The sequence below is a fragment of the Mesorhizobium muleiense genome, from assembly GCF_900099905.1.
In the GTDB taxonomy this organism is placed as follows: Bacteria; Pseudomonadota; Alphaproteobacteria; order Rhizobiales; family Rhizobiaceae; genus Mesorhizobium; species Mesorhizobium muleiense.
In genome coordinates, this window is the sequence record NZ_FNEE01000008.1 from 94,302 (window position 1) to 110,883 (window position 16,582).

Here is a 16,582-nt window from a genome sequence, read left to right on the forward strand (position 1 = left end):
CAGCGGGGGGTCTCACTGATGACGCACGATGAGGCGGACGTCGTGGTGGTCGGGCTCGGCCCGGTCGGCATCACCTTGTGCAATCTTCTTGCAGCAGCAGGCGTCAGGGTGGAAGGCATAGACGCCGCTGACGACGTCTATGCACTGCCTCGCGCGATCGGCATGGACCACGAGGTGATGCGGATCTTCCAGAACATCGGCGCGGCCGAGGCCGTGGCCGCAGCGACAGGGCACTATCGCCCGTCGGAATACAGGTCTGCCGACGGAACCCTGTTGCGCCGGTTCGATTCCCCTGCCGAGCCCTACCCGCTTGCCTGGCCGCCCTATCTGACTTTCCTTCAGCCGGATCTCGAAAGGGCTCTGCGCGCCAATGGCAAGAAGTTCCCCCACCTGACGCTGCGCACGGCAACGGAACTCGTCGGCCTTGAGAACCCCGATAGACCGATCCTGACCTTGCACGACAAGGCGAGCGGCGAGCGCACAAGGCGCGCGCCCCGCTATGTCGTCGGTTGCGACGGCGCGAACAGCTTCACTCGGCGCGGGCTCGGCGTCGCGCTGGAGGACCTCGACTTCGACGAACCCTGGCTCGTGGTGGACATGATACTGGAGGATCAGCTCGCGCCATTGCCAGAGACCAACGTCCAGTTCTGCGATCCCGCGCGACCGCACACATATGTGTGCGGGCCTGACCAGCTACGCCGCTGGGAGTTCATGATCCTGCCGTATGAAGATCCGGCGGAGGTCAACCGCCCGGAACGCATCTGGCAATTGCTTTCGCCCTGGCTTCGGCCGGACCAGGCCAGGCTGTGGCGCTCGGCGACCTACAACTTCCACGCCCTTGTTGCGGAGCAGTGGCGCGTGGGCAGCGTCTTTCTAGCCGGCGATGCCTGCCACATGACCCCGCCTTTTCTCGCGCAGGGAATGGTGCAAGGCATCAAGGATGCAGCCAATCTCGCTTGGAAGCTGGCCCATGCGATCGGCAGCGGATCGGAGCACCTCCTCGGCACCTACCAGGCCGAGCGCAGACCGTTCATGCGCGAAGTCATCGACATCACCAAGCGGCTTGGACAGTTCATCTGCGAGCGGGATCCGGACAAGGCTCATGCGCGCGATGCAGAGATGGCCGCGGCCATGCGCACGGGCCAAGGTGTTCAGATCCGGCAGAACCTCTTTCCGCCCATCCGTCATGGACTTGTCGCCAGCAACATCGATGGCTCTCCGAGCCCTCGCGCCGGTGAGCCATGTCCTCAACCCTGGATTATCGGGCCTTTCGGCCGGAAGCGGCTCGACGATGCGTTGCCGCCAGGGTTCCAGCTTCTCATCGCTGGCGACATGGACCCTTCGCCCACCCTCCTGGACAAGGCGCGACAAGTGGGCATTGCCGTGCATCGCGTGGCGCAGGAGAAATCCTGCCCTTCGCTGTTGGTAGAAGAGGACCGCGTTCTCGTCGACTGGCTAACCGCGAAGGGCGCGCGCGCCGCCCTGGTGCGGCCGGACCATGTGGTCTTCGGTACGGCCGCGGACACGCGGGGGACCGAGCAGCTCGTGTGTCAACTCCAGATGATGCTGGTGGCGGCACCCGACAAATGACGTGTGCTTGCGTCGAGCGCCTGAACGGGCCTCGACTGCGAGCCGGAACTGGCCGGTGCGAATCGGAAGCGCCTTATTTGCGGGCTGGCTGCTTCATGTGGCGATAGAGGTGGGCCAGATGCATTGAGGTGAGTGTCGCCCGCACCATCTCGCCCGGTGAATCGTCCTTCATGAAGCTGGAGAGGCCGCCATAGATGAGTTCCAGAACGACGCCGCCCACATAGAGTGGTTCGATATCGGAACCGCCATAGGGAAAAAGCTTTGCCGACAGCAGCTTGCCCAGACCTTCCCACTGGTCCTTGAACAGGCGCAGATGCCGCTCTTCCAGTGTGTTGTCGCGGCGGGCGATCCGCAACAGGTCGATTGCAAGCGTTCCCCAGCGCTTGTCCTTCGCTCTCTGGTTGGCCCAATCGCACATCGCATCGATGATCTTTTTCGGGTCGTCGTAGCCGTCGAGCAGGCCGGTGAGTTCGACCACGTCGCCACCGGCATGGCGCTCGAGCAATTGAAGGAAGATGTCTTCCTTGTTCTCGAAGTTCGAATAGAAGGCGCCCTTCGAATAGCCGGCTTCTTCCGCGATACGTTCGATGGTGGCGCCGGAGTAACCATCGCGAGCCACGACATCGCTCGCCGACAGCAAGAGCTTCTCACGAGTCAGAGCCTGGCTCTGTTCGCGCGTCAGTCGCGCCATCCGCTATCCTCCAAGCCCCATTCATTGGGATACCCTTGGTATCCGAATCGGCCGAAATTTAGAAGGCCGAAACGATACAGGCAAGCGCCCAAAAAATCGGGTATTCGGGACCCATCAACTGCCAGCGCCAACGCGGGCCATTGATGCGCACCACGGCATAGGCTGCGCCCAGCAAGACGGCCACGCCGCACGCCGCAGCCCATCGCGGATAGATGCCGAACACCATTCCAACGGCGGCAACGAACTCCAGCGCAACCGTCAGCACGATGAAGGGCTTTCCTGGCTTCAGCCCGGCGGCCTCGAACGTCTTTGTCGCCTTTTCGAAGTTCCTGAGCTTTCCGATGAAATGCGGAATGAACCAGATCCCGCACAGAATGCGCAGGAGATCGATTGGCGTTAGCATGAACTCCGGCACTGATTCCTCCATGCAGAACGTCGATCGGACCGCCCGGCCCGTCCTCCCGTTCCTGATTGTCGTTTGCGGCGACGTTCTCCCAGCCAGCGGAGCGAAAGTGTTCGTCGCCAACCCAACCGGCGCGGCGTTCGCCGGACATTTTCCCCAAATGCTGTCGCCCTTGGAAAATGGCTCTTGCGTCACCCAATCCAGATACTATACGGTATCCACAGTCTAGGAGGAATGTCAACGCGGCATCTCCGCGATCCGGTCAATTGGGAGGAACAGACGATGACGATCATGATGCGGGCGGCACGGCTTCACGCCGTGAACGAGCCGATGCGTGTTGAGGACGTGGCGAAGCCGGTGGCGTCCGGCACGGATGTGGTCGTCGAGGTCAAGGCCTGCGGGATGGTGCCCAATCTCGCCAACGTGCTGAACAACTGGGAAACCTGGTATCCGCATCAGCCGTTGCCGATGAAGCCGGCGATCTTCGGCCTCGACCCCGCGGGCATCGTGCATCAGGTCGGTGAGCAGGTCGTGGCGATCAAGCCCGGCGACCGCGTGTATGTGAATCCGTTGCGCTCCTGCGGCGCGTGTCATGCCTGTGTCAGCGGCCATCAGGCGAAGTGCGAATACTTTACCTTCAACGGCTATTTCGGCTTCAACAGGAACAGCCTGGAAATCTACAAGCGTTATCCGGAAGGCGGCTTCGCCCAGTTCATGCGCGCGCCGCAGAATGCGATCGTCAAGATCCCCGACAACATGACCTATCCGCAGGCGGCCCGCATGGGCTACCTCGGCACGGCCTATTCCGCGCTCAAGAAGTTCGGCGTACCGGCCGGCAGATCGCTGATCATCAATGGTGCGACCGGCACGCTGGGCGTCGGCGCGACACTCTTCGCGCTCGCCATGGGCGTCTCGACGATCTATGCGGTGGCACGTGGCAAGCCCCTGCTCGAGCGGCTGAAGCAGCTTGCCCCGAACCGAATCCAGACTTTCTCCAACCAGGATGGCAAGGTCGCCGACTGGGTCCGCTCGCAGACCGGCGGTCTCGGCGCCGACTTCATGCTCGATTGCCTCGGTGCGGTGGCCGACGTCAACGCCATGAAGGACGCGATGATGGGCGTCAAGCGCGGCGGCCGCATCGTCAACATCGGCGGCACCGGCAGCGACATGCTGTTCAACACCAAATGGTGGATGGACAATTCGATGGAGCTTCTCGGCTCAGCCTGGCTGACCACGGCCGAGGGCATGGAGATCGCCGATATGGTCCGCTCCGGCGCGATCGATCTTTCGGGGCTGGAGGCGCGGACGTATCCGCTCGAGCAGATCAACGAGGCCATCAATGGCGTCGCCTCCGGTGACGGCGGCTTCACCAACTACGTGCTCGAACCGTAGAAGGGACATAAGGCGGACCTCACCGTCCGCCGCTTGCCGGAAACCGCGGAACGGCGCAGCGGATCGACGACGCGTCACCTTGTGTGTGAAGAGAACGAAATGATCATCGACTGCCACGGCCACTACACGAGCGAACCGCCTGGGCATCACGCCTTTCGCAAGACGCAGGTCGAGTTCGTCGAAGGCAGGCGCGACGCCATGCCCGCCTATCCCGGCATCGCCGACGAAATGCTCATGGCGACGATCGAGCAGAACCAATTGCGCCTGCAGCGCGAGCGAGGCACGGACCTGACCATCCTGTCACCGCGTGCTTCGGGCATGGGCCACCATATCGGCAGCGCAGAGAACAATGCCGAATGGTCGCGCATCTCCAACGAGCTGATCGCCCGCATCGTCGACATGTTCCCGGCCAACTTCGCCGGCGTATGCCAGCTACCGCAATCGATGAGCGGTGACCTGAAGCCGGTCCTTGAAGAGCTCGAGCGCTGCGTCGTCGAACTCGGCTTCGTCGGCTGCAACCTCAACCCCGATCCGTCCGGCGGCTTCTGGTCGGCGCCGCCGATCCACGACCGCTACTGGTATCCGCTCTTCGAAAAGATGATCGAGCTGCAGGTGCCGGCCATGATCCACGTCTCCGGCTCGTGCAGCGCCTGCCTGCATACGACCGGCGCGCACTACATCAATGCGGACACCGCCGTGTTCATGCAACTGATCCAGGGCGACCTGTTCAGCGCGTTTCCGGATCTCAAACTGATCATTCCGCATGGCGGTGGTGCGGCGCCCTATCATTGGGGACGTTATCGCGGCCTGGCGATGATGTTGGACAGACCCGGACTGACCGAGCACCTGATGCGCAACGTCTTCTTCGACAGCTGCGTCTATCATCAGGCCGGCATCGACACGCTGTTCCGCGTCGTTGGTCCGGCCAACATCCTGTTTGGGTCCGAATTGCTCGGAGCGGTCAAGGCCATCGATCCAGAAACCGGCTTCGCCTTCGACGATACGCGGCGCTACATCGACGCACTTTCGCTCGGTGAGGTCGAACGCCACGCCGTGTTCGAAGGCAATGTCCGAAAGGTCTATCCGAGGCTAGATGCGCGGCTGAAGGCACAAGGGCGCTAGACCAGCCGATGAGCACTGTTCGGGTGCGGCGCCTGATGCCGCACCTCATCATTCCGGGAGAACACTTATGGGCAAAGTCGTAACCAAGACCGAGCGCACGCAGATCGAAACCTGTGATGCTCTTGGCCAACTTGGCGTGGCCACGGTTCACGAGGCACAGGGGCGGACGGGCCTGCTCGCCGCGCGCCTGCGGCCCATCTATGATGGCGCCAGGATTGGCGGCAACGCGCTGACCTGTGAAGTCGCACCAGGCGACAACTGGATGATCCACGTCGCGCTGGAACAGGCGCGGCCAGGCGACATCCTGGTCGTCACCCCGACCTCGCCTTGCGAGGACGGCTATTTCGGCGACCTGCTGGCCGAATCGGCCAAGGCGCAAGGCATCAGGGGCCTCATCATCGATGCTGGCGTGCGCGATATCTCGACCCTGCGCTCCATGGCCTTCCCGGTCTGGTCGAAGGCGATCAGCGCACAAGGGACGGTCAAGGAGACGCTCGGCAACGTCCAGGTGCCGATCGTCTGCGCCGGCGCCCACATCCGGCCGGGCGACGTCATCGTGGCCGATGATGACGGCGTGTGCGTGGTGCCGCGCGAAGCCGCGGGAAGGGTTCTCGAAACCGCCCGCAGGCGCGAGGCGATGGAAGAAGAAAAGCGCAGTCTCTATGCCGCCGGCAAGCTCAGTCTCGATGTCAACGAAATGCGCGAACGCCTACGGCGCAAAGGCCTCGTCTACGAATAGGCAACCGCATAGCAGGTTCGGCGCCCGCAAGGAAAATCTTGACCCCGCGGGCACGCTCGATCACGCGTGCGCCAAGTCCATTTCAGGACGCCGTCGGCCTCGCGCATTGCAGCGCAAGGCCAACGGCTGCCTTCGAGTGAACGGCGCAAATCGCTCAGCCAGTGCAGCGAAGCCTGAACTGGCCGTTCTCTGAATGTGGGGAAAGGCGGTAGCGCTCTCCCGCTACCACCTTCAAAATTGCCCAACAATTCTCCGGCCCCTTCATGGCTCCCGGAAGCCCAGCGTTTGCGGGATGTGCGGCCGAAAGCTGGGGAGAGCGGAAACAACCTTCCCATTCAATCTGCTCTCCGAATGTCCATCATTCTCCGAAGCTGGGGAGCGTTTTGGATCTTCGGTCCGGCCCATCCGCGGGCACAATCTGTGCGTTTCCGCCAACGGTTCGGCCAATGGCGTCTCTATGACTTGCCCGCAAGCACCACCGCAACCTATAGGTTTGCAACTAGCCTTATGGTTTGCTAGCTTCACCGTAGGGATGAGGAGATGCGGATCTTGTACCGCCTTTGGAAGTGGCTCTTACGTCCGAAAGCACTGGGTGCCGGAGCGAACAGGGAGGAGCTTTCACCGAGTCATCCGTCCTCCATCAGCGAAGCACGTCTCCTGGACTTTTTGGCGAACACGACTGATGGTGTGTCGTTCTATGATCAGGACTTCCGCCTGACGCACTACGCAACCAACCTCAAAAGCATCCACAACCCCCCGCTAGTTGCGGGCGTCGCTCTGAGGGAGATTTATCCGAACGTCGACACTGAGCTCATCGAGAAATTTGTTCGCGTGCTGCGCGGCGGCACTCCAATAAATGTCAATCTCCAGCGATCGCTGGGGGACGCGCCGCGTTCCGCTGTCGTTTTCGGCGCTGCGAATGGAATTGGAATCATTGAATCCAGAGAAAGGGAGCGGGGCGGGCGGGGCTCACCGGAAGAGCAAGAGCGTATGATGCTCCTTCATCAGGCGACGCACGACGCATTAACCGGATTGCAGAACCGGCGGGGGTTCAGCGAAAACCTGCAACAAGCTCTGTCGGTGGTCGATGAGCCAAATGCCACTGCCCTGCTGCAAATCGACCTTGACGGTTTCAAAGCGGTCAATGACACACTCGGCCATGGCACGGGCGATACCTTGCTTCAACTGGCAGCAGGCCGGATCCGGGACACGCTGCAGGACGGCGAACGCGCATACCGGTTAGCTGGAGACGAGTTCGCCGTCATTCAATCGCGTACGGAACAGCCCGCCGAAGCGGAACGCCTCGCGGGGGCGTTAATTGAAGCATTCAAGGCGCCGTTTATGATCAACGACATCCCCGTCTTCGTCGGCGCGAGCATCGGAATTGCATTCGGACCGGGACACGCGACCGAGGGCGAGCAGTTGATGAAGGCCGCGGATATCGCCCTTTATGCAGCCAAAAGAGACGGACGCGGCTGTGCGCGAATTTTCAATCGCTCGATGCAGCTCCTGCTCGAACAGCGTGAAAACCTGAGGCGCAGTCTTCGAATGGCGCTGGACCGGAACGAGCTTTATCTTGAATATCAACCGCTCATTCGGGCTCCCGCGTCGGTCGTGGGCTTCGAAGCGCTGCTGCGATGGCGGCATCCCGAAGTCGGGACCATTCCTCCGAGCGTGTTCATACCCATCGCCGAAGCCGACGGCCTCATGGATGAGATTGGACGATGGGTGATCGAAGAAGCCTGCCGCCAAGCAACGAGATGGCCGTCTTCACTGACGGTCGCCGTGAACCTGTCGCCGGCGCAGTTCCTGAGCGGTTCGCTCACTGACACGGTTGCCCAGATCGTCGACGCAGTCGGAATCCGCGCCGACCGGCTTGAGCTCGAGATTACCGAAACCGTTCTTCTCGAGCAAACCGTCGACAACATTGACACACTGAATACCCTGAATGTCCTCGGGATAAGGATCGCGCTAGACGATTTCGGCACCTACTACTCCTCGTTGAGTTACCTTAAGAACTTCCCGTTCGACACTTTGAAGATAGACCGATACTTCATAAAAGACTTAGAAACCGATCGAAAAAGTCAGACGATCGTGCGATCGATCATAGGCATGGCGCACGGCTTGGGGATAAGCGTCACCGCGGAGGGAGTTGAAACGCCGGGACAGGCACAGTGGCTGATCAGGGAAAACTGTGATTACCTCCAGGGCGATTTCCTGGGACGGCCACTCGGAGCCGAGGCGACGCGCGATTTCATCAGGCGATCTTCCAAGGAACTAATACGCGAAAGTGGGGACGAAATCTGGCGATCCAGCGTCCGGCCCCATGCATAGCGGCGTGGACGAACCTGAGGGAAGCGAGGCAGAGCGATATGGATTTCCAGAGACAGGTCAACTGCCGTCCGGGAAGGGTTCGTCGCACCGCTCGACTAAAATGCAGCCAGAAACGAGTGAGGAACGCCGATGAACATTGCTTCTCATGACGAAGATGGCGAAGCAGTCTTTGAGACAATGATCCAGATCGATTTGGACGTCAAAACTTTTATGTCTGATTGGATACTCTGCGATCAACTCTCGACTTACTCGGCGCGAATGATCAGCCATAACAGACCTGACTCCGTACGGCATTCAAACCTCTTTTCCTCCGCGTTGAACGAATTATTGGAGGTCGCCTTTCGTACGCGGCATTACGGCGGTGAAATAGCCTGTAGGGTGTCACGCCGGGGTGAGACGGACAGGATCGAACTGACATTCCCTTGCATTCCCGAAGAACGACAATTCTTTGAAGAAGCGGTGTTTCAAATTACGGGATCCGAGGCAATGGAGCGCTATCTCAACTCAGTGTCCGGAGACCTCGCGCCCAGTCGTGAAGTCGTTCTCTTGGAACTCGTCATCGACTACAACGCGACCCTTCGAGTCGAGCAAGTCGGCGCTGATATCATCACCCTTGTCGTCGATCTTCCGCTTGAGGGCATGCCAAGTTGAGCGCGTACAACCTTTTCCCGCGTTTCAGAGCGCAATACGATGTAAACGATCAGGAGTTCTCGATATCGGGAATACTGCGGCCCCAGTCGATCGATGAGCTTGCGCCCAGCATTGCCCTGTTGAAGGAATCAATCGCTCGTGTACGCGGTACCCTGTACGTAAACGTCAAACGATTGACGCAAATGAACAACACCGCATTTCATGCTTTCTCGCGGGTCATTATTGACGCCTGTCGCGCTCGACCAGATCTCAGGTTCGTACTCGTAACGTCAAGCGTTGTCGGGTGGACGACCAGAAAATTCGGGCGCCTGAACGGAATCGAAGCGAACATCACGGTTCAAGAGTATGACAGTGATTTCTATCCGGGGCAGAGCTTCCTCGAAGAAGGCGGGTTCATTCCGATCCTCCGCACACAGACGAAGATGACTTGGCGCCACGAGCGCACAATCTTGCCGCGACACGGCATGCAACCCGGTATCATCATGGCCGACATCTGTTGCGGAATTGGTGATTTCGCCGTACTCGTGCAGAAAGAATTTCAGCCGTCACGGATTGTCGCTCTCGACCATTCCAGATCAAGCCTTGCTTATGCGCGAAGCGTGGCTGCGGCGTTCGATATCGGAGGAATTGAATACACCTATGGCGACGCATCAGAAATGCTGCTCGACCAAGATCAGTTTGACTTGGTCACATGCCGACACTCCCTGCAGGTGTTCAACAAGCCCGAACTGATTCTCAAGGAACTCTTTCGCATCTGCAAGCCGGGCGGACGCGTCTACATCACGAATGAAAAGAACTCGCACTGTCTGGGCGAACCGCGCGCCGATAGCATCCAGTGGACCTATAATGAAGTCGCCAAGCTTTGGGCGCACTTCCAGATGGATATCGAGCTTGGCCCCAAAAGCCGTCGATACCTGGTCGAGGCGGGGTTCGAAGACATTCGAGTCGAGTCTTTCGTGGTCACCAACCACGACGGCGATCCGCAGGACTTCGCAGATGTCGTCGCGGCATGGGAGAACGTCTATGCAGGCGAGATGGCGACAAAGCGAGGTGACCCGCCGGCGTTCATCAGACGGTTCCGACAGGGTTTCCAGGATCACATTTTCGCTGCGCTCCACCCCAAGGGATACGCCGGCTGGCCAATCTGGGTTGCATCGGGACGTAAGCCACTGTGAGCGAGTCGCATGCCATTTCCCGCAAACCCTGGTCCGTTTTCCGGCCTAACAGCTTCCGCGCGAAATTCATAATCGTTGTAGGCGGGGCGGTGCTCTTCGACCTCCTGGTCGGTGGGAGCGTGGCCCTTTGGAACGTCAACCGGCTTTCCCGCGACGCGACGTACCAGATCGAGAGCGGCCTCACCAAGGCGAGCCAGGAATACCTCCAGAATTATATCGAGACGACTGCTCTGCGCGCCGATCTCCTGTTCGACCAAATGCACTCCGAGGTTACCGCACTTGCAGGCTCCATGCAGAGACTGATCGATCATCCAGAGGCGAAGGAGGCAATCGGCAACGCGCTGGCGACGGACTCCTATTTCAATGCGCCGCTTATACATGACCCCAAGGGAAACTGGATGCAGAGCCCACAGGGGTCGCCTTCGGTCTTGAGTATCTGGGGATATCTTCTCTCCCCCGATGGCCGACCGAAGCCCGAAATTCTCCACAAAATTCAGGAGAGTGCGGCGTTCGACATTTTTGGCCCAAGCCAAATGGCAACAGGCGCCAGAAAGTTGCAGGTCTATTACGTTGGACCGAAGGCAGCACCTATCATGCGCACGACTCCTTACTCCGATCAGGCGCAAACCTTCGACAAGCTCTATCCGGGCCACAACAACGCAAATTTCTGGGATTTCTTCTTTCCTGGCGTCTATGAGCGCTGGCAGGGGTGGATCAGGGACCCGAATTCGCGCCCCGTAAAAGGCGATGACATCACGGCGACTGCCCCATATATCGATGCTATTACCGGTAAGCTCATAGTGAGTTTCTTCCATCCGCTCTGGACGAAGGACCGCAAGGATGTCGCCGGCATGGTCGCTTCCGACGTAACGCTCGATCAACTCGCTGAAATCGTCGAAAGCGTGAAGGTCGCTGAGACGGGCTTCGGTTTTCTCACCATGTCGAATGGCAATGTGCTCGCGATCAAGCCCGAAGGCGAGAAAACGCTCGGGCTCAAGATTGCAAGCGGTGCGGCGGGTCAAGGCGTTACCGGACTCGATCGCTCGCTCAAAAAGAGTACGCATTCGGCCGTTGCGGCGCTCGAACTTCCTGGCGACGACAAGACGGTCATCAAGCATATTTCGATTTGGGAGGAGGATGGCGAAGCCGAACCTCACATCGTCGCGCTTCGCCGACTGGAGGCAGTCAATCTCTGGAATAGCACGGGGTCCATCACAGCCGAAAACCAGATGCTCGGCTTCGTCGTCCCGGAGCGGGAAATCTATGCTTCCCTACTTGCAGCGCAACAGAGCATTTCCAGCGCGACCAACCGGATCCTGGTCTCCCAGATCATCGCAATTATCATTTCGCTCCTGATTGTCTTTGCGGCTGTCTTCGGAATTTCAAAGCGGATCACCGCAGGCCTCAGCGCGCTTGCAGCAGCCGCAAAGCGGCTCCAGGCCCAAGACTATTCAGTTCGAGTAAGCATTCCGACGCATGACGAAGTGGGAGAGGTGGGGGTCGCGTTCAACCGGATGGCGGAGGAGATCAGCTTCCATACGGAAAATCTCGAGCAAATCGTCGATGAAAGAACGAAGGAGCTTGAAGACGCAAATCAGGAGATTTCCGCCCTCAACAGCAAATTGCGAGATGAGAACCTGCGCCTTGGTGCAGAGCTTGCAGTTGCTAAACATATCCAGATGATGGTTCTGCCGAGAGCCAGCGAACTCGAAGCCATCCACGGGGTCGAAATCGCCGCTTATATGCGGCCGGCCGACGAGGTCGGCGGCGACTACTACGACGTCTTGCAAGAGGGATCGCGGGTCAAGATCGGGATCGGCGATGTGACAGGCCACGGGCTCGAAAGCGGTGTGCTGATGCTGATGGTTCAATCCGTTGCACGCGCACTGCAGGAGACTGGCGAGGACAATCCACGTCAGTTTCTCGATCGACTGAACAGAGCCATCTATAAAAATATCGAACGGACCAACACCGACAAGCATCTCTCGCTGGCCTTTCTTGACTTTGAGAATGGGAGGGTGACCCTGTCAGGGCAGCATGAGGAGGTTCTCGTCGTTCGTGCAAATGGAGAGATCGAGCGTATCGATACCGCCAATCTTGGTCTGCCGATCGGCCTCGAACGCAACATCTTGCCGTTTATCGCAACGCGCGACATTCCGTTCAACAGCGGCGATGTGATCGTGCTCCACACGGATGGTGTGACCGAGGCGGAAGATCCGGAGGGAAAATTGTTCGGTTTGATACGCCTCTCTAACAGTGCGCGCCACTATCATCGCAGGAGCGCCGAGGAGATCAAAACTGGAATTATTGAGGACCTGATGGCCCATATCGGAACACAGAAAATCCACGACGACATCACGCTCGTGATCATGAGGCACAAGTAGGAATGACAACACTGTTCGGAACAGCCGACTTTGCAATTGGAATGAGAGAGAGCGTCAGCCGCGTGCGATTGTTCGATGGACCTCTCGACCTGAGTTGGCATCATTGCGCAACTACTTCGGACTTCATCGCGGACGTTTTTGCCCTGCGCTTCCAGTCTTCTCGCAACGACTACAGGGAAGTGCGACACAGCATTGGCTATCTAGTCAACGAACTGATTGAAAATGCGGTCAAGTTTCGTGCGCCAGGCGAGATCACGATCGAGGCGGCCATAGAATCGGAAAGTTTTAAAATCAAGGTTTCGAATGTTGTTGACGTCGAAACGACGGCTAAATTTCAAAATCTTCTGTCGGAGATCACAGCCGGCGATCCGAGTGAGCTCCTGATCCAGCGAATCGAAGAGAATGCCGCGGATCCTCAGACAACAAATTCCGGTCTTGGATTGCTGACGTTGATGAGCGACTATGGCGCGAGCCTGGCTTGGGTCTTCAGCCCCGCCGACGAAAGGGATCAGGTTCGCCTGGAAACATATGCTTCAATTGTGGTATCATCAGAAACTTATAACTAAAACGAAATGAAGACAAAATCGTGGACATAACAACGACAAATTATCGCGTGTGGAACGAAGGAAGCGATGTTTATTTTGACGGCGTAATGAGGTTGTCCAGTTCTGAGGCCTATGCGCCTATTTTGCAGCTAATGATGAATGTCCTTACCTCCAATCCTACTACTATAACGATACATGTATCAGACTTGGAGTTCCTTAACTCGTCGGGCATCAATTTATTGGCCAAATTTACCATAGAGGTCAGAAAGCATCCAGAGATCCAACTCATTGTCCGGGGAAGCTCGGAAATACCTTGGCAGTCGAAATCGCTGCCAAATCTCAAAAAACTACATCCTGCGATGGTACTCTTCGTTGGCTGACAGGCGGTTTATCCAGGCGCCAAAGACCATTCGGCTACACTTTCCGGACGTCTGCCTTTTGAGATGAGAATCGCGGCTCCAAACCAGGACCGTTCCGTCCTTACGCTGCCTGCACGTTTTTCGAAATCCGCGCCCACTCCGGAATCCAGTCGCGGTGCGCGGCGAGCAGATCGCTGACCAGCGACCAGATCTGGTCGAGATCGAGCTCGGCGGCGGTATGTGGATCCATCATCGCCGCGTGATAAAGATGCTCGCGGTTTTCCGTCATCAAGGCCGCGACAGTCAGTTCCTGCACATTGACATTGGTGCGAATGAGCGCCGTCAGTTGCGGCGGCAAGGCGCCGATGAAGGTCGGCTGGATGCCGGACGCATCGACCAGGCACGGCACTTCCGCCGCGCAATTTTCCGGCAGCGAGGTGATGCAGCGATTGTTGCGGACATTGCCGTAAATAACCGAGGGCTCGCCGGTCCAGACCGAGTTCATGATCGAGGAAGCATATTCATGGCTCTCCTCGATCTCGATGTTGTCGGCGCTCCGGAAGGCGGCCGCCTGCCCTTTCCAACGCTCGATCTGCTCGATGCAGCGTTTGGGATATTCATCGAGCGGAATGCCGAACTTCTCGATCAGATCGGGCCTGCCGTCCTTGATGAAATAGGGCGTGTATTCGGCGAAATGCTCCGAGCTTTCGGTGACGAAATAGCCGAGACGGGTCAGCATCTCGTAACGCACCTTGTTCGGGCAGCGCGGATTCCAGTGGCTGGGTTTCGGAAATCGCCCGTCGCGGTAGCCGCGCACGAGATCCGGATAAAGGTCGCGGTAGCTGCCATCGGCCTGCCGATGCTCGAATTTCAAGTAGAAGGCCATGTGGTTGATGCCGGCGGCACGGTAACGGATTTCATCGAGCGGGATTTCGAGATCTCGGGCGAGTTCGAAAGCCGTTCCCTGCACCGAATGGCAGAGACCGACCTGCTTGATGAGCGGATACTTTTCCGCAATCGCCCAGGTGTTGATCGCCATCGGGTTGACGTATTGCAGGAGGATGGCGTCGGGGCAGATTGCCATCATGTCTTCGCAGATTTTCCAGAGATGCGGAACGGTGCGCAAACCCCGCATGATGCCGCCAACGCCGAGCGTATCGGCGATCGTCTGGCGCAGGCCGTATTTCTTCGGCACCTCGAAATCAGTGACCGTGCAGGGCTCGTAGCCGCCGATCTGGAAGGCAACGACGACGAAGTCCGCGCCTTCCAGGGCTTTGCGCTGGCTGGAATACGTCTCGATGGTCGCCGCAGAGCCAAGCGTCTTGACCAGCTTTCCGGCGACGATCTCGCTTTCTTCCAGGCGCTGCGGATTGACGTCCATCAGCGCGATGGTAGCGCCCGAAAGAGACGGCCGCTGCAGCACATCGCCGATGACATTCTTCATGAAGACGGTGGAACCGGCCCCGATGAACGTGATTTTGGGTTGTCTCGTCATGAATTGCGCCTCTTGTCTGCGATTTATGCGGCTACCTCGAACGCGGCCTTGACGAGCCGTTCAGTGTAGGCGGTCCTCGGATGGGAAAGAACCTCGTCGACGGGTCCCTCCTCGACGATTTTACCGTGCTGCATCACCACGACCCGATGACAGAGCGCGCGTACGACCTTGAGATCGTGGGAAATGAAGAGATAGCTCAGGCCGCGCTCGTCCTGCAGCTTGCGCAAGAGGTCGATGATCTGGGCCTGAACGGAGAGATCGAGCGCCGATGTCGGCTCGTCGAGCAGGATGAATTCTGGTTCGAGAGCGATTGCCCGCGCAATAGCGATGCGCTGGCGCTGTCCGCCGGAAAACTCGTGCGGAAAGCGCGACAGGATGTTGTGCGGAAGCCCGGCGCTGACAAGCGCCTGCTCCACGCGCTGCAACCGATCACTTTTGTTGTCGCCGAGCCGATTGACGATCAGCCCCTCCTCGATGATCTGGCCGACCGACATGCGCGGATTGAGCGAGGAGAACGGATCCTGAAAGACGACCTGCATGCGCGATCTGAGCGGCCGCATCTGGTCACGTGTCCTTGCGTGGATCGGTTCGCCGTCGAAGAAGATTTCGCCGCCGTCGGCCGTCAGGAGCTTCACCAGCGCCTGCCCGAACGTCGTCTTGCCGGACCCGGATTCGCCGACCAGCCCCAGCGTTTCGTACCGGTGAAGCTTTAGGCTGAGGCTGTCGACGGCGACGAGTTCCTTGAGCCGCGGCTTGAAGAACCCGCCGTGCTTCAGCATGAACGACACCCGCACATTGCAGCCCTCGAGAATGACGGCTGAGTCCACCGGTGTCGGATTGGCCATGCCCTTTGGTTCGGACGCCAGAAGATGGCGCGTATAGGGATGCTGCGGGTTCTTGAAGAGCGCTTCAGTGGTGTTGTGCTCCTTCACCTCGCCCTGGCTCATGACATAGACGTAGTCGGAAAACTGGCGAACGACTGTCAGATCGTGAGTGATCAGGATTACCGCCATACCGAGCTTCTGCTGCAGATCACGGATGAGGTTGAGGATCTGCGCCTGCACGGTGACGTCGAGTGCCGTCGTGGGTTCGTCGGCGATAAGTACGTCCGGATTATTGGCGAGCGCCATGGCGATCATGACGCGCTGGCGCTGACCGCCTGAAAGCTGGTGCGGATATTGGTTGAAGCGGCTTTCCGGGTCCGGAATCTGCACCTGCCGCAACAGCTCCAGCGTACGCTCCGCTGCTTGCCTGCGGCTCATCTTCTGATGAACGCGGATCGCCTCGATGATCTGCGCGCCGACCGTGTAGACCGGATTGAGCGAGCTCATCGGCTCCTGGAATATCATCGAAATGCGGTCGCCGCGCAGCGCCCGGCGCTGCCGGTCGGAGAATTTCAGCACATTCTTCCCATCATATTCGATCCGCGAGTGCACGGCCACGGTGGCGCGCTTGGTGAGCAGGCCCATGACCGTGCGCGCCGTCACCGACTTGCCGGAGCCGGATTCTCCCACCACAGCGATGGTCTCGCCGCGATAGAGCTGAAACGAGACATCCTTGACCGCGTCGACGGTTCCGCCTTCTACCTTGAAGGTCACCGCGACATTGCGGGCGTCGATGATCGGACTGCCGGTCCTCACCGCATGATCGTGGCGTTCGTCCGGCGCCATCGAGGTCTTTTCCGTCAGAGCCATGGTGCCGG

The 16,582-nt window shown here is 58.9% G+C and carries 14 protein-coding genes; 10 read left to right on the forward strand and 4 right to left on the reverse strand.

Annotated features, from left to right (window positions below; genetic code table 11):
• Window positions 1-18: 18 nt before the first annotated feature.
• Entirely contained in the window at window positions 19-1,590 is a 1,572-nt protein-coding gene (locus BLT09_RS16285) for a bifunctional 3-(3-hydroxy-phenyl)propionate/3-hydroxycinnamic acid hydroxylase (protein WP_091594682.1), read from the forward strand.
• Between the two features lie 73 nt (window positions 1,591-1,663).
• Here the strand turns inward: BLT09_RS16285 and BLT09_RS16290 are convergent, their stop codons facing one another.
• Window positions 1,664-2,281 carry a TetR/AcrR family transcriptional regulator gene (locus BLT09_RS16290; protein ID WP_167366449.1) on the reverse strand — a complete coding sequence of 206 codons (618 nt, stop codon included), beginning with the start codon at window positions 2,279-2,281 and terminating at the stop codon, window positions 1,664-1,666.
• A 58-nt stretch (window positions 2,282-2,339) separates the two neighbouring features.
• Window positions 2,340-2,696: a DoxX family protein gene (locus BLT09_RS16295; protein WP_236473047.1), complete on the reverse strand. Its 357-nt coding sequence runs from the start codon at window positions 2,694-2,696 to the stop codon at window positions 2,340-2,342.
• Window positions 2,697-2,966: 270 nt separating this feature from the next.
• Here BLT09_RS16295 and BLT09_RS16305 point away from each other — a divergent pair, with 270 nt between their 5' ends.
• The 9 genes from BLT09_RS16305 (at window position 2,967) to BLT09_RS34930 (ending at window position 13,406) form a co-directional block, all read left to right on the forward strand.
• Window positions 2,967-4,076, forward strand: coding sequence for an alcohol dehydrogenase catalytic domain-containing protein (locus BLT09_RS16305; RefSeq protein ID WP_091594916.1), 1,110 nt, complete (start codon window positions 2,967-2,969; stop codon window positions 4,074-4,076).
• Window positions 4,077-4,175: 99 nt separating this feature from the next.
• On the forward strand, window positions 4,176-5,198 hold the full coding sequence (locus BLT09_RS16310) for an amidohydrolase family protein (RefSeq protein ID WP_091594688.1): 1,023 nt from the start codon (window positions 4,176-4,178) through the stop codon (window positions 5,196-5,198).
• 67 nt (window positions 5,199-5,265) lie between these two features.
• Window positions 5,266-5,937 carry a 4-carboxy-4-hydroxy-2-oxoadipate aldolase/oxaloacetate decarboxylase gene (locus BLT09_RS16315; RefSeq protein ID WP_091594690.1) on the forward strand — a complete coding sequence of 224 codons (672 nt, stop codon included), beginning with the start codon at window positions 5,266-5,268 and terminating at the stop codon, window positions 5,935-5,937.
• Window positions 5,938-6,603: 666 nt separating this feature from the next.
• Window positions 6,604-8,271, forward strand: a complete 1,668-nt coding sequence (locus BLT09_RS16320; RefSeq protein ID WP_236473054.1) for a putative bifunctional diguanylate cyclase/phosphodiesterase — start codon at window positions 6,604-6,606, stop codon at window positions 8,269-8,271.
• 129 nt (window positions 8,272-8,400) lie between these two features.
• Window positions 8,401-8,922, forward strand: a complete 522-nt coding sequence (locus BLT09_RS16325; protein ID WP_167366450.1) for a ubiquinone biosynthesis methyltransferase UbiE — start codon at window positions 8,401-8,403, stop codon at window positions 8,920-8,922.
• Window positions 8,919-10,097, forward strand: coding sequence for a class I SAM-dependent methyltransferase (locus BLT09_RS16330; protein ID WP_091594694.1), 1,179 nt, complete (start codon window positions 8,919-8,921; stop codon window positions 10,095-10,097). The genes BLT09_RS16325 and BLT09_RS16330 overlap by 4 nt, the downstream gene beginning before the upstream one ends.
• Window positions 10,094-12,481 carry a SpoIIE family protein phosphatase gene (locus BLT09_RS16335; RefSeq protein ID WP_236473048.1) on the forward strand — a complete coding sequence of 796 codons (2,388 nt, stop codon included), beginning with the start codon at window positions 10,094-10,096 and terminating at the stop codon, window positions 12,479-12,481. Before BLT09_RS16330 ends, BLT09_RS16335 begins: the two co-directional genes overlap by 4 nt.
• Before the next feature lie 2 nt (window positions 12,482-12,483).
• The gene (locus BLT09_RS16340; RefSeq protein ID WP_167366451.1) at window positions 12,484-13,047 is read left to right on the forward strand and encodes a slr1658 superfamily regulator; all 564 of its coding nucleotides are present in this window, start codon (window positions 12,484-12,486) and stop codon (window positions 13,045-13,047) included.
• Between the two features lie 20 nt (window positions 13,048-13,067).
• Window positions 13,068-13,406 carry a slr1659 superfamily regulator gene (locus tag BLT09_RS34930; RefSeq protein ID WP_023797948.1) on the forward strand — a complete coding sequence of 113 codons (339 nt, stop codon included), beginning with the start codon at window positions 13,068-13,070 and terminating at the stop codon, window positions 13,404-13,406.
• A 100-nt stretch (window positions 13,407-13,506) separates the two neighbouring features.
• Here the strand turns inward: BLT09_RS34930 and melA are convergent, their stop codons facing one another.
• On the reverse strand, window positions 13,507-14,880 hold the full coding sequence (gene melA / locus BLT09_RS16350; protein WP_091594698.1) for an alpha-glucosidase/alpha-galactosidase: 1,374 nt from the start codon (window positions 14,878-14,880) through the stop codon (window positions 13,507-13,509).
• A gap of 23 nt (window positions 14,881-14,903) precedes the next feature.
• Complete coding sequence (locus tag BLT09_RS16355; RefSeq protein ID WP_091594922.1) at window positions 14,904-16,574, reverse strand: ABC transporter ATP-binding protein; 1,671 nt, start codon at window positions 16,572-16,574, stop codon at window positions 14,904-14,906.
• Window positions 16,575-16,582 lie beyond the last annotated feature (8 nt).

What these genes read in the sequence shown, in the direction of transcription:
- BLT09_RS16285 (WP_091594682.1), top strand. Translation starts at nt 19, where the DNA reads ATGACGCACGATGAGGCGGACGTCGTGGTGGTCGGGCTCGGCCCGGTC.
- BLT09_RS16290 (WP_167366449.1), bottom strand. Translation starts at nt 2,281, where the DNA reads ATGGCGCGACTGACGCGCGAACAGAGCCAGGCTCTGACTCGTGAGAAG.
- BLT09_RS16305 (WP_091594916.1), top strand. Translation starts at nt 2,967, where the DNA reads ATGACGATCATGATGCGGGCGGCACGGCTTCACGCCGTGAACGAGCCG.
- BLT09_RS16310 (WP_091594688.1), top strand. Translation starts at nt 4,176, where the DNA reads ATGATCATCGACTGCCACGGCCACTACACGAGCGAACCGCCTGGGCAT.
- BLT09_RS16315 (WP_091594690.1), top strand. Translation starts at nt 5,266, where the DNA reads ATGGGCAAAGTCGTAACCAAGACCGAGCGCACGCAGATCGAAACCTGT.
- BLT09_RS16325 (WP_167366450.1), top strand. Translation starts at nt 8,401, where the DNA reads ATGAACATTGCTTCTCATGACGAAGATGGCGAAGCAGTCTTTGAGACA.
- BLT09_RS16340 (WP_167366451.1), top strand. Translation starts at nt 12,484, where the DNA reads ATGACAACACTGTTCGGAACAGCCGACTTTGCAATTGGAATGAGAGAG.
- melA (WP_091594698.1), bottom strand. Translation starts at nt 14,880, where the DNA reads ATGACGAGACAACCCAAAATCACGTTCATCGGGGCCGGTTCCACCGTC.
- BLT09_RS16355 (WP_091594922.1), bottom strand. Translation starts at nt 16,574, where the DNA reads ATGGCTCTGACGGAAAAGACCTCGATGGCGCCGGACGAACGCCACGAT.